12 protein-coding genes and 1 pseudogene are annotated in these 13,051 nt (G+C 73.2%); 10 read left to right on the forward strand and 3 right to left on the reverse strand.

Translation table 11 applies throughout. The features are described 5' to 3' along the window. Nucleotides 1–37: 37 nt before the first annotated feature. Nucleotides 38–1,465, reverse strand: a complete 1,428-nt coding sequence (locus BCD49_RS45895) for an amidohydrolase family protein (protein WP_007518385.1) — start codon at nt 1,463–1,465, stop codon at nt 38–40. Between the two features lie 401 nt (nt 1,466–1,866). Here BCD49_RS45895 and BCD49_RS19480 point away from each other — a divergent pair, with 401 nt between their 5' ends. Continuing rightward, a complete protein-coding gene (locus BCD49_RS19480; protein ID WP_071041757.1) occupies nt 1,867–2,808 on the forward strand; it encodes an acyl-ACP desaturase in 942 nt (313 codons plus the stop codon). Between the two features lie 164 nt (nt 2,809–2,972). After that, the gene (locus BCD49_RS19485) at nt 2,973–3,386 is read left to right on the forward strand and encodes a hypothetical protein (RefSeq protein WP_007518382.1); all 414 of its coding nucleotides are present in this window, start codon (nt 2,973–2,975) and stop codon (nt 3,384–3,386) included. A gap of 74 nt (nt 3,387–3,460) precedes the next feature. On the opposite strand, the gene BCD49_RS19490 is transcribed toward BCD49_RS19485, so the two are convergent. Further along, nucleotides 3,461–4,921, reverse strand: a complete 1,461-nt coding sequence (locus BCD49_RS19490; protein WP_027140250.1) for a glutamine synthetase family protein — start codon at nt 4,919–4,921, stop codon at nt 3,461–3,463. A 186-nt stretch (nt 4,922–5,107) separates the two neighbouring features. Further along, nucleotides 5,108–5,794 (reverse strand): dTMP kinase, encoded by a 687-nt coding sequence (locus BCD49_RS19495; protein WP_007518378.1) that lies wholly within the window; start codon nt 5,792–5,794, stop codon nt 5,108–5,110. Nucleotides 5,795–5,916: 122 nt separating this feature from the next. On the opposite strand from BCD49_RS19495, the gene BCD49_RS19500 reads away from it, so the two are divergent. From BCD49_RS19500 to BCD49_RS44150, 8 genes and pseudogenes are all read left to right on the forward strand, one after another. Continuing rightward, entirely contained in the window at nt 5,917–6,111 is a 195-nt protein-coding gene (locus BCD49_RS19500; RefSeq protein ID WP_007518376.1) for a hypothetical protein, read from the forward strand. Then, the gene (locus tag BCD49_RS19505) at nt 6,108–7,223 is read left to right on the forward strand and encodes an AAA family ATPase (RefSeq protein ID WP_007518374.1); all 1,116 of its coding nucleotides are present in this window, start codon (nt 6,108–6,110) and stop codon (nt 7,221–7,223) included. Before BCD49_RS19500 ends, BCD49_RS19505 begins: the two co-directional genes overlap by 4 nt. A 153-nt stretch (nt 7,224–7,376) precedes the next feature. Beyond that, on the forward strand, nt 7,377–8,741 hold the full coding sequence (locus BCD49_RS19510; RefSeq protein ID WP_071041758.1) for a sensor histidine kinase: 1,365 nt from the start codon (nt 7,377–7,379) through the stop codon (nt 8,739–8,741). Next, complete coding sequence (locus BCD49_RS19515; protein ID WP_007518370.1) at nt 8,738–9,382, forward strand: response regulator; 645 nt, start codon at nt 8,738–8,740, stop codon at nt 9,380–9,382. Before BCD49_RS19510 ends, BCD49_RS19515 begins: the two co-directional genes overlap by 4 nt. Before the next feature lie 285 nt (nt 9,383–9,667). Beyond that, nucleotides 9,668–10,795, forward strand: a complete 1,128-nt coding sequence (locus BCD49_RS19520; RefSeq protein ID WP_007518368.1) for an ATP-binding cassette domain-containing protein — start codon at nt 9,668–9,670, stop codon at nt 10,793–10,795. Further along, on the forward strand, nt 10,792–11,766 hold the full coding sequence (locus BCD49_RS19525) for an ABC transporter permease subunit (protein WP_007518366.1): 975 nt from the start codon (nt 10,792–10,794) through the stop codon (nt 11,764–11,766). The genes BCD49_RS19520 and BCD49_RS19525 overlap by 4 nt, the downstream gene beginning before the upstream one ends. Nucleotides 11,767–11,926: 160 nt before the next feature. Continuing rightward, nucleotides 11,927–12,625 carry a molybdopterin-dependent oxidoreductase gene (locus tag BCD49_RS19530; RefSeq protein ID WP_007518364.1) on the forward strand — a complete coding sequence of 233 codons (699 nt, stop codon included), beginning with the start codon at nt 11,927–11,929 and terminating at the stop codon, nt 12,623–12,625. A 3-nt stretch (nt 12,626–12,628) separates the two neighbouring features. Next, a pseudogene (locus BCD49_RS44150) lies at nt 12,629–13,051 on the forward strand (hypothetical protein); the annotation flags it as partial.

Here is a 13,051-nt window from a genome sequence, read left to right on the forward strand (position 1 = left end):
CACGAGCTCGGCCGGCACGAGCTCGGCCGGCACGAGCTCAGCCGGCGCCGGATGGCGGTTTCGCCGACCGCTTGGCAGCGGCTGGCTTCTTGGCGGGTTCCCGCTTGGCCGGTTCCCGCTTGGCCGGCTCGGCCGCGCTCGGCCGCCCCGCCGGTCGCTTCGCCACGGCCGGCTTCGCGGGTCCCGCCTTCTTGGCCGGCGCCCGCTTGGCCGGGGCCCGCCTGCTCGCCGCGCCGGCTGGCCGCTTCACCGCCGCCGGCTCGCCGGCCGGCTCCGCCAGGCCGTAGACCCGGCGCGCATTGCCCGCGCCCACCATGACGGCGACGCGGTCCGCGTCGTCGGTCGTCCAGTCGCCGTCCGCGATGCCCGCGGCCAGGAAGGCCGTGAGGGCCCGGCGGAACAGCCGCGCGCCCAGCAGGTACAGCTCGGCAAGAGCGAACGCGTCCGTGGAGAACAGCAACTTGCCGAACGGCGCAAGCTCCAGCGCCTCGGCGAGCACGGTCGCGCTCGCCCGCCCGACGTTGTGGGTCGCCAGGCCTACGTCCAGGTAGACATGCGGGAACACCTGCGCCAGGTAGCCCGCCTCCCGGTGGAACGGGTAGCAGTGCAGCAGCAGCACCGGTGCCTCGGTGGCTGCGAGCGCCCGGAGTAGCTCGGTGAGCAGCAGCGGGTTGGCCCGCGTCAGGTGCAGGTCGGTGTCCCCGTAGCCGGTGTGGATCTGTATCGGCAGACCCAGGTCGGCGCCCGTCCAGATGAGGAAGCTGTGCAGCACCGGATCCGCGAGCCGGATCGGGGCGCCGGCGCGCAGCCGGCCCACCCAGGACCGTACCGCCGCGATCACCACCCGGTCGGTGGGACGCTCGGCGGGCAGCTCCAGGCCCACCCGGTACGCGGCCACCGACTTCACCCCGACGACGGGAGCCCTGTCACCGGCGGCGGGGCGGGCCCCCGGCCCGCCGCCGGCCGCCGCCCGCGCCGCGAGGCGGGCACGCACCTGGTCGGGGAAGTGGGCCACGCCCACCTGGCCGGTGACGATGTCGAGCGCCACCTGCTCGGCGAGCGGCTCGAGTCGGACGACGTCGTGCCCGCGGCCGCCCGCGGCCGCGGCGAGATCCGCGGCGCTGGTGAGCCGCTCCGGGGCGAACCCGGTGTCGACGCAGAAGTCGACGATGCCGGCGGACCGCAGCATCCGCGCAGCCACCTCGTCGGCGCCGAGCTCCGCCCGGCGGGCGAGGTAGTCGTCCGGCCGGGCGTGCGCGGGCAGGTCGAGCACCGGCGCGCAGTAACGCCGCAACGCGAAGCCGAGCTGGCTGTCGAAGAACGAGGTACCCGGCGGGCCCGGCTGGTCGGCCTCCGTCATGACCCGTTCGAAGTCCGGGCGGTCCAGCTCGCGCCGCACCAGCCCATGGCAGTGGTGGTCGACCAGCGGGAGCGTTTCGAGCGTCTCGATCCGTGGCACCGACACGCCGAGGGCTTCCCCCGGATCGCCACGCCGCAAGCATGGCTGGCCCTCCGCACGAGCTCAGCCTGTGGATAACCTGTGGAGAAGTGGGGGTGGCCTGTGTACAAGTAGGCCGACCGGCCTCCCGCTACCGGGCTTACCGGCTTCGACCGTCCTCTGTGCAGGGGTTTCCAACGCCCCGTCACCTGTGGACGGCTGTGGACAGTGTCTCTGGTTCGCTCCGTGCGGGCACCGCGCTCCGGCCCCTCACTCGCTTCGCTCCCGAGGGACCTCCGCGCCCACACGGTCACCTACCGCTGAACGTCACCAATCCAAGGTAACTGTTCCCCGGGAACAGTTCAGCCYCGGAAAGTCCACTCCGCTGGGACATGGCCGGGCCGGCATCCAGCTGCGATGGTCAGTTCATGACCTCACCCACGGAACTGGATCTGCTGCGCGAGCTGGAGCCGGTCGCCGCGGCGAACATCGACCGGCACCTGGGTCTCGCCGCCGAGTGGATGCCGCACGAGTACGTGCCGTGGGGTCTGGGGCGTGACTTCGACACCCTGCCGTGGGAGCCGGAGCAGTCGGCGCTGTCCGACGTCGCCCAGATCGCCTTCGAGGTCAACCTGCTCACCGAGGACAACCTGCCGAGCTACCACCGGGAGATCGCCTCGGCGTACGGCCGCGACGGCGCCTGGGGCACCTGGGTCGGCCGGTGGACCGCCGAGGAGGGCCGGCACGCGATCGCGATGCGGGACTACCTGATGGTCACCCGCGGCGTCGACCCGGTGGCGCTGGAACGCGGCCGGATGCACCAGATGGAGCTCGGCTACGACAGCGGCAACAAGACCCCGCTGCGGGTCATGGYCTACGTGACCATCCAGGAGCTGGCCACCCGGATCAGTCACCGCAACACCGGCCGGTTCACCCAGGAGCCGGTGGCCGAGAAGCTGCTGGCCCGGATCGCCGCCGACGAGAACCTCCACATGATCTTCTATCGGAACCTCGTCACCGCCGCGCTGGAGCTCGCCCCGGACCTGACCGTGTTGGCCATCCGCGACGAGGTCCTCAACTTCGACATGCCCGGCACCGGCATCCTCGACTTCAAGAGCAAGGCCCGCCAGATCGCCGACGCCGGCATCTACAACCTGCGCGTCCACCACGACGAGGTGGTGACGCCAGTGCTGCGGCAGTGGCAGTTCTTCGCGCTGGAGGGCCTGGGCGGCGAGGCCGAGCAGGCCAGGGCCGAGGTCGCGACCTTCCTCGAGGGACTCGACGCCTTCGCCACCCTCCAGGAGGAGAAGCGCGCCGCCCGGGCCGCCCGAGCCGGCCGGGCCACCGGCGAGCTCGCCGCCCAGGCCTGAGCCGGGCAGGATCTGGCCACTCCCTCCGCAGCCGCGGGGAGGGCGACCGGCCCACCGGTGCGCGGTGCCAGCTCAAACGGTCGTGCCGGCCCCAACGGYGGCCGGGTACGTGAGGTAGTCCATAGTGTCTCCTCGTGGGCAGCCATCGCCGCCGGAAATGGCACGTGACCACATTCCCAGTCGTGGTCGCGACCTTCGGCGTCGTCGCCCTGGCCATCGGGTTGATGTTCGGCGGACTGGGTGGCGGCAGCGAGAACACCGACCTGCTGCTGACGAGCCCCTCACCCAAGATCTCGGTCTCGCCCGCTCGCGAGTCCTCGTTCTCGGCGCGCGACACGCCGACGTCGTCCTCGACCGCGTCAGACGACGCGACCTCGACCGGGACGGCGAGCCCGGCCGCGTCGCCCGCCACCCGCCCGTCAGGCGGCGCCACCCCGCGGCGGACCGCCACGCCGTCCCCGTCGCCTGACCCGGACACCGGACCAGGCGACGGCGGAGGGGGCGGAGGCGGAATACAGCTCCCCCCGATCGACCTGCCCACCTGCGTGCAGACCGACCACGGCCTCCGCTGCCACTGAGCCGCTGCCACTGGGCGGCGTGCGGTCCGGCTACGCGAGCCCCCACCGGTTCGGCTGCGCCTCTGGCCGGCTGGTCAGTGCCGCCAGAGCGTCTGGGCGACGACCTCGTCAGGGGTGGCGTCCGCGAACTGGTCGATCTCCGCTCGACGGACGAGAAGAATCGTGTCGTGCAGCTCGGGGCCGAACGCATCGAGCAGGACGGCGTCCGCCTCGAACGCCGTCACGGCGTCGGCGAGCCGGGCCGGCAACGGCACTATGCCGCGCCGCGCTCGCTCGTCCTCCGCCAGCGAGGCCGGGTCGACGTCGACCGGCTCGGGCAGGCGCGCTTCGCGGGCCGCGACACCTGACCGCCCGGCGGCCAGCAGGCCCGCCAGCAGCAGGTACGGGTTGGCGGTCAGGTCGAAGCACTTGACCTCGAGGTTCGGGGACGCGGCGGCCCATCGCTCGGGGCTGAGCTTGACGCCCAGCTCGGCCTCCACGTCCGGCGAGTGCACCGACCGTCCGCCGACCGCGAGGCCGGTCACCAGCCGCAGCGCGGCCTCTCGGTTCTCCACCCCCCAGCAGGCGAACGCGCCCGACCAGCGCGACGGCGCGAGCCGCAGGTAGGAGGCGACGCTGGGCGCGCCGACCGCCAGCAGCGCGGGCAGGTGGTCGAGTATCCCGGCGGCGAACCGTTCGCCCAGCTGGCTCAGTCCAGCCGGGCCTCTCCCGTCGATGAGCACGTTCCAGCGTGGGTTGTCCTCCATCCCGAGGCTCAGGTGCACATGCCCGCCGTTACCGACGCCGTTTGGGACGACCGCCGGTGAGAACGAGGTACGCAGTTGGTGCCGAGCGCCGACCGCGCGCACGGTCTGGCGGACCAGAACGCTGCTGTCGGCCGCCCCGAGCGGGTCCTCGGCCGCGACGGACACCTCGAACTGACCTGGCGCGTACTCAGGGTGGATCTGCTCGACCACCAGCCCCTGCTCGGTCAGCGCCTGGACGACATCGCGCAGGTAGTCGGAAAGCTCGATCACCCGATCCATGCCGTAGGCGGGCCCCCTGGCTATCGAGCCTGGCGCCGAGAGGTGCTGCCAGCCCTCGGCGTAGACGTTCCATTCGATCTCGATGCCCGCCCGCGCCTGGAAGCCGTCGCCGCCGTGGAGGCCGGCGAGCGCGTCGATCTGGCGGCGCAGGACCTCCCGGGCGTCCTGGGGATGCGGCCGGCCGAGCTGGTCGAACCGGTCGGCCGGCGCCCAGGCCCAGCCCGGCTGGGCGGCCAGCGGCACCAGCCGGTCCAGGTCCGGGCGCAGTCGCAGGTCGCCGACCGGGCCCCCGGCATAGCGGCCGGACGCGATCCCGTCGGTCAGCCCGAACGCGTCGAACACCGGTGAGACCCCGACGCCCGCCTGGACGGCTCGTTCCAGTCTGCCGACCGGCACGCCCTTGACCCGGGTGATGCCGCTGTTGTCGACCCAGGTCAACGCCACCACCGCGACGCCGCGCGAACGCAGATCCGCCGCGATATGCGCCGCCTTGTCCTCATCCGCCGACATGCCGACGCCATCGCTCACGGGCACCCCTCATGGCCAGATGGGTGACACAGAAGCCCGCGCGCGCGGGCCACTTCCGTCAGTGTGCCGCCACGACCACCGAACGCACCAACACGCGGACGACGGGTGGAGACCATCGCGGCCGCGCGGCCGAGTTGAGACAGCCCGCCGGAGGGCACAACCCACGCGTCAGCGCAGGTTGTGCAGCACTTTCCCGACGGCGGCGTCGACGGTGGCCGCCATGGCGTCGACACCGGGCGCCGAGGCGCCCGCGGTCTCGGCGCGGTCGACGGTGAGCCACGGCGCGACCCAGCCGGAGCGGGCCAGTTCGTCGTACTCGTGCGCGACCCGGGCCTGCAGCGCGTCGTCCGCCTCGAACCTGTCGACGCCGCGCCCAGCGTCCGCCGCCGCGCGGGAACGCGCCTGAGCTCGGGCGACCTGGACAGGCACCCGCAGCAGCACCTGCAGGTCCGGACGAGGAAGCGCCAGGTCGCCCAGCTCGATCGCGGCGACCCAGTCGCGGAAGCCGGCGCGTTCCTCGGCCGGTAGCCGGGCGGCGCCGTAGGCCGCGTTCGAGGCGACGTAGCGGTCCACCAGTACCACCCCGTCACCGGCCGCCGCCGCGTCGAGCTCGGCTCGCGCGTTCGCCCGGTCGAGCGCGAACAGCAGGGCGCCGGCGCGCGCCGAGGCCCCGAGGGGTGCCAGCGCCGGGTCGCCGGTGAGCATCGCCCGCACCACCGGCCCGAGTGGGGCGACCGAGTAACGCGGGAACCCGAGTGTGCCGACCCGGCGCCCGGCCGCCGTCAACGCGGCGGCCAACGCCCTGGTCAGCGTGTTCTTACCCGCCCCGTCGATCCCCTCGATCGCGACGATCACGCGCGGCCCCCTTGTACTCCCCCGGGAACGTCCGGGAAAGAGGTCCACGCTACCGGCGCGCTAACGGAGACCGAACTTCAGCGCCTGGGGCGCCTGAAACGGCTCGTCCGGCGCCACACCCCATGGCCCGGTCCCATGCCGTCTATGCGCTGTTCCTCGGCCTGTGCGTGCTCGGCCTGCGCGACTGGCGGCGGGCGGCGGCACCCTCGGCCGCGGTCACGTCCGCGGCGGTCGAGGCGGCGGCCGACGGATCGCCCTACGGTGGCTCGTCCTGGCGGACCGGACCCACCCCCACGACGGGAGCGGACGGTCGGTGACGCGCTATCGGCACGGTTTCATCGTCGGCAAGTTCTACCCACCGCACCAAGGTCACCGCCAGCTCATCGACACGGCGGCGCGGACCTGCGACGAGGTCACCGTCCTGGTCGAGGCCGGCGCGACCGAGACGATCCCGCTCGCCGATCGAATGGCCTGGCTCCGTGAGACGCACGCCGACACGCCGCACGTGACCGTGATCGGGATTTCTTGCGACGTGCCGGTGGACATGGCCAACCCGACCGTGTGGACGGCACAGGTCGAGGTGATGCGGGCCGCGTTGCGACAGCACGGCCGGCCGCCCATCGACGCGGTCCTCTCCTCGGAGGCCTACGGCGACGAGCTCGCGGCCCGGCTCGGGGCGCGCGCCCACGTGCCGGTCGACCCTGGTCGGGAGCGGATACCGGTGTCCGCGACCCGGGTACGGGCGGACCTCGCCGCCGGCTGGGATCTGCTCGAGCCCCCGGTGCGGGCCGGCCTTACCTGCCGGATCGTCGTGGTCGGCGCCGAGTCGACCGGCACGACGACGATCTCCCGGACGCTCGCCGAGCACTACCGAGCCCGCGGCGGGGCCTGGGCGCGCACCMGGTGGGTCGAGGAGTTCGGGCGCGAGCTGACCGAGCGTAAGTGGGCCGCCGAGCGAGCCGCGGCGGCCAAGCGCGGCGAACGCCCGCCCGAGCTTGCCGACATCACCTGGACCGCCGACGACTTCGACGAGGTCGGCGGCGAGCAGACCCGCAGGGAGAACGCGGCGGCGCTGGCTGGCTCGCCCCTGCTCGTCTGCGACACCGACGCGTTCGCCACCATGATCTGGGAACGTCGCTACCTCGGCCCGGACGCCCGGCCCCCGCGGCCGTGGGCGACGAACCTCCCGCCGCGTGCGCTGTACCTGGTCACGGACCACCGGGATGTGCCCTGGGAGGACGACGGCATGCGCGAGGGAGACCTTGACATCCGCGCCACGATGACCACCTGGTTCATCGACGCCCTGACCGTCGCCGGCCACTCCTGGATCCCGCTGACCGGTCCGCTGCCAGACCGTCTCGACCTCGCCATCCGCGCGGTCGACGCCGCGCTCGCTCGGGCCGCCACCTTCGGCCCGCCGGCCGGGTAGCCACCGGGCGGTCGGAAGCCGGCCGGCTTCGTCGGCATCCGCGAGCGTCCCGTGATCGACGGCGGGAGCGCGAACGGATACGGCCCGGCGCGTAGCGCGGGATACGCGCCGGACCGGATGTCAGGGGCGGCTTTGGGGGTTACCGTCGCCGGGATGGACGGAACGTGGCTTCGGCGGAACCTTCGGTTCCTGCTGAGGGACCTGCTGGTCACCGCCGCGTTCACGATGTTGTTCTTCCTGACCGCACCCAGATGGAGCGAGACGCAGGTCCCCGCGCACCAGGCCATCGACGCGGCGGGGTACGCCCTGCTCGCCGCGATCGCGGCCGGGATGCTGGTCCGCCGCTGGCTGCCGCTGTACGTGCTCGGCGCGCAGAGCCTGCTCGTCGGCGCCCTCCTCGCGGCGGGCTACCCGCACGGCCCTTACTTCCTCGCGGTGGCGATAACCGGGCTCACCGTCGGCCGGACGAGCCAGCGCCGAGTGGCCGCCGCGGGCGCGATCTGCGCCACCATCCTGATCGCGACCGGCGAGCTGACGAGCTTCTTGCGCGGATACACGGGCGGCGGCTGGGATCTCTCCGTCGGGCTGGGGGTGGTTCTGCTGTTCGGCGTGCTCCCGGTCGTCGGCGGCGTGCTGCTCCGGGAGCATCGGGCCTGGCGGGCCAAGGCGGAGGAGGAGACGACCCGCCGGCGCGTGGACGACGAACGGCTGCGCATGGCCCGCGAGGTTCACGACGTCGTCGGGCACAGCCTGTCGATCATCTCGTTGCAGGCCGGCGTCGCGCTGCACGTCCTAGACCGCCGGCCCGAGCAGGCGCAGCTCTCGCTGGAGGCGATCCGCCGGACGGCGATCGAGGCGCTCGACGAGCTGCGCGCCACCCTCGCGCTGACCCGCGCCGGCCAGTTCATGCGCGGCTCGGCCCCGCTGGAGCCGCCGCTGGCGGAGCCAGCACGCCCGGAGCCATCACCCGCGGACCAGGCCGTGCCCGCCCCGCGAGCGGTGTCGCCGCCGCCGCCGTCCTCGGCGACCGAGCGGGCCGCCGAGCGGAYGGCCGACCGGACGCCGCTGACGGGGCTCGGGAGGCTGCCCAGCCTCCTCGCCGAGGTCCGGCTATGCGGAATCCCGGTCGAGGCGTCGACCAGCGGGCCACTCGACACGCTGCCCGCCGACGTCGACCTGGCCGCCTACCGGATCGTGCAGGAGTCGCTGACGAACGTGCTCCGGCACGCCGCCGCGTCGCGGGTCACCATCGAGGTGACGGTCTCCGGCGGCGCCGTGTCCATCGACGTCGCCGACGCTCCGGACCCGCCGGCCGCCCAGCCGGTGGTACCCCCGGGCCACGGGCTCACCGGCCTGCGCGAGCGGGCCGAGGAACTGGGCGGGCGCCTGACCGCCGGCCCTTGCCCGGGCGGTGGCTGGCGCGTGCGCGCGCAGCTCCCGGTCACCCGGGCGCGACCGGTCGGCGGTCCTGGCGGCAGTCCCGGCGGCGCTGGCAGCCGTAGTGGAGGAAAACGTTGATCAGGGTCGTGGTGGCCGACGACCAGCCGCTGATCCGGCTGGGGCTGCGGGTGCTCGTCGAGACCGAGGACGATCTCGAGCTCGTCGGCGAGGCGGAGGACGGCCGGGCCGCCGTCGAGCTGGTGCGGCGCGCGAGGCCGGACGTCGCGCTTCTCGACATCCGGATGCCCGTGCTCGACGGGCTGGCGGCGCTGCGGGAGATCACCGACGATCCGGCGCTGAGTCATACCCGGGTGGTCATGGTGACGACCTTCGAGCTCGACGAGTACGTGTTCGAGGCGCTGCGCGGCGGCGCCTCCGGCTTCGTGCTGAAGGACAGCGAGCCGGCCGACCTGCTGCGGGCGATCCGGGTCGTCGCCGCCGGCGAGTCGCTGCTCTCGCCGGCCGTCACCAGGCGGGTGATCGAGGCGTTCGCGCGCCGGCCGGTCGCGCCCAATGCCCCCGACCTCGACGGGCTGACCGACCGGGAGCGGGAGGTGATGGGGCTCGTCGGCCATGGCCTGTCCAACGACGAGATCGCCGGCCGCCTGGTGATCAGTCCCGCCACCGCCCGGACCCACGTCAGCCGCGTCATGGTCAAGCTCGGCGCTCGGGACCGCGCTCAACTCGCCGTCCTCGCCAACCAGGCCGGCCTCGTCTGAGCCCCTCCTTCGTCGCCCGTTCGGCCTGAGCGGTAGGGCGGGTAGGTCGGGTACGGCGGTGGGCGTAGGGCGGATGCCGATGCTGGGGCGACGACGGGAGCTGGCGCGCGCCGCACGCTGATCGGCATGACCCAGTCAACGCATCAACGACGACGCGGGGAGAGCCGGCCCGTCTCGCCTCCCGCCTCGCCGCCCGCAGGGCCTCCGGCTCAGGTCGCCGCGCGGCCCGGCCCACCGTTCGGCGAGGCGCCGCCTGTCGAGGACGCGCATCCCGCCGCGATCGACGTGCGCGGCCTGTCGAAGCGGTACGGCCGGCGGACCGTCGTCCACGACCTCGACCTGCGCATCCCGGTCGGCGCGGTGGCCGGCTTCATCGGCCCGAACGGGGCCGGGAAGACGACCACCCTGCGCATGCTGCTCGGCCTGGTCCGCCCGACCACGGGGCGGGGCACCGTGCTCGGCCGCCCGCTGACGGAGCCGGCCGGCTACCTGCCGCGGGTCGGCGCGCTGATCGAGAGCCCGGCGCTTTACCCGCGGCTGTCGGCCCGCCGCAACCTCGAGGCCCTGGCGATCCTCGCCGGCCAGTACCACCCCGCCTGGATCGAGGAGGTGCTCGACGAGGTGGGACTCGCCGAGCGGGCCGACGACGAGGTGCGGTCGTACTCCCTCGGCATGAAGCAGCGGCTCGCGATCGCCGCCGCGCTGCTCGGCGACCCGGACCTGCTGGTGCTCGACGAGCCGACGAACGGCCTGGACCCGATGGGCATCCGGCTGATGCGCGAGCTGATCCGTGACCTGGCGGTCCGCGACAACCGGCCGCGAACCATATCGGCTGACGGGTCCGCGGCCGGGCGAGGCTCCGCCATTGTCGCCCGGCCGCGAACCATATCGGCTGACGGGTCCGCGGCCGGGCGAGGCTCCGCCATTGTCGCCCGGCCGCGAACGGTCATCGTCTCGTCCCACCTGCTCGCCGAGGTCGAGCAGATCTGCGACTGGATCATCGTCGTCGACCGGGGCGAGCTGGCTTACCAGGGCCCGCCGGACGGGCTGCTGTCCGCCGGCGCGGCACGGGTGACGCTGCGTCCCGAGCACCTGGACGACCTCGGCATGCTGGCCGACCTCGCGGCGGGGCTTGGTCTCACGGTCGAGCGTGCCGGCGACCTGGTGACGGCGGTGCTGCCCGCCGAAGGGGCACCGGGCCGATCGGCACGGCCGCCGGCGCCGGGCACGCCGGACAGCGAGCTCGACGATCCCCGGCAGGCGATGCACGCGCTGCTCGGCGACCTGAACAGGGCCGCGCACGCGCATGGGATCACGCTGGTCGAGATCGCCCCGAGCCGGGTGACCCTGGAGGAGCGCTACACCGGCCTGGTCGCCCAGGGTGCCGGCCGGCTGATGGGAGACGCGGCATGACCGCCCAGCATCTGACCACACAACCCCTCGACGGTCAGGCCGGCGCCGAGCGGACCACGGGCGTCCGGGCATTCGACGACCAGGCCGACAACGGCCGGGGCGCCGCCCGGACCGACGGTGCCCCACCTGCCGCTGGCCGAAGCCGATCGGCGGATCGCGGCCCGTTRCTCGCCATAGCCCGCAGCTACCGGTCAGAGGCGCACAAGCTGCGCCGTCCGACGACCGTGGCGGCGGTCGGCGCGCTCGCCGCGTTGTCCGTCCTGTCGACCGTCCTGACCTTCGCACTCGCCAAGGACGGCCCGCCCAGCGCGTTCGGCAGCTCGGACGGGCTGCTGCCGCCACTGTCCGCCCTGGCCACGCCGGCAGGGCTCGTCCTGGGATTTCGGATCGGCTCGACCTTCACCGGTCTGCTGCTGCTCCTGCTGTGCGCGGCGATGATCGCGACCGAGTACGGCCAGGGCACGATCAGAATGATCTTCATGCGGGAGCCGCGGCGGGTCTCCTGGCTCGTCGGCAGGATGGGCGCTCTCCTCTCCGTCCTCGTGGTGGCGCTCATCGGGGCGTTCGTGATCAGCGCGGCGACGGCGGTGCTGATGGCGCGGATCCGGGGAGTGGACACCGGGCAGTGGTGGACGGACGACGCGCTGCGCCGGGCCGGCAAGGACTATCTCAACGTGCTGGTCGGGACGACCTGCTTCGCGATCGCGGGCACGGCGCTGAGCCTGCTCATCCGCTCGACCACGGCGGCCGTGCTCATCGCCTTCGCCTGGACGGGCCCGCTGGAGCACATCATCGAGAACGCCTGGCCGGATGCGATCAAGTACCTGCCTGGTCTCGTGTTCGCCAACATCAGCACGGGCGGCACCTCGGACTCCGGTTACCGCGGCCCGCTCCTGCTCGGGATCCTCTACGCGGTCGCGTTCGCCACGGCCGGCATCACCAGCCTGGCGCGGCGCGACGTCACGGCGTAGTCCCAGCCGACAGGCCGGTGGGCCGGGCTGCCGCCCGGCCACCGGCCCGCCGCCGCCGTCGCCTGGCTGACCACCGCCCACGCGCCGACTATTACGAAAGTCGAACGGATTGCCGGGTGGGTTCACCGCGCCGCCGGGACGGTGTTCACTGGAAGCCGTGGTGCAGGGCGCGCCGGTGGGTCGCCGGGTGGTGCTGGGGCTGATCGCCCTGGGTGCCGCCGGCGTGGCCGTCGGCGCGGAGGTCGAGGAGGGCGTCGACAAGGTCACCGCGCCGCTGCGCCAACGGGACCCGACCGGTCTCACCGAGCTCATCCCGGGCACCGGTTTCGAGATCTACTCAGTGGCGTCGTCGGTGCCGCGGCTCACCGCCGCCGACTACCAGCTCAAGGTGCATGGCCTGGTGAACCGGCCGATGACGCTCACGCTCCCCGAGCTGGAGGCCATGCCGCAGACCGCGATGACCGAGGACTTCCAGTGCGTGACCGGCTGGCGGGTCAGCGACGTTCACTGGTCCGGCATCCTGCTCCCCGACCTGCTCGACCACGTGGCGACCCAGTCCTCGGCCAGGGCCGTCACCTTCCGCTCGTTCGACGGCCTCTACGAGGAGAGCCTCACGATCGAGCAGGCCCGTCGCCGGGACGTGCTCGTGGCGTTGCGCATGCTGGACAAGCCGGTCAGCTACGAACACGGCGGGCCAGTCCGGCTCTACGTCGCCCCGATGTACGGCTACAAGTCGATCAAGTGGCTTGGCGAGATCGAGCTGGTGGACAAGGTGACGCCGGGTTGGTGGGAAGTGCGCGGTTACGACGTCGACGCCTGGATCGGCAAGTCCAACGGCCGCGACGACGAGCCGGTCTGAGCCATGGACGCCACCCGGCAGGGCCGGGACAAGCAGGACCGCCAGGTGTCCCAGGGATATGGAGAAACGGCGACGGGGCCGCGCGACGGAGAGATCCGGCGGTTCGGGCCGAGCACCCGCTGGGTGCACCGCACGACCGCGTTCCTGTTCGGCGTGTGCATCGCGACGGYCGCCGTCCTCTACCTGCCACAGCTTTCGATCCTGGTCGGCCGGCGAGCACTGGTGATGACCATCCATCTCTACAGCGGCCTGGCACTCCCCATCCCGCCCCTGCTCGGCTGGCTGCTCAGCCATCGCGGCGAAGCCTCGCACGGGCGGAGGCAACTCAGCGGACACAGCCAAAGCCCGCGCGACGATGGCGAAGCCACGCGCGGGCGGAGGCAACTCAGCCGACACAGCCAAAGCCCGCGCGACGATGGCGAAGCC

This window comes from Pseudofrankia sp. EUN1h (genome assembly GCF_001854645.1).
In the GTDB taxonomy this organism is placed as follows: domain Bacteria; phylum Actinomycetota; class Actinomycetes; order Frankiales; family Frankiaceae; genus Pseudofrankia; species Pseudofrankia saprophytica.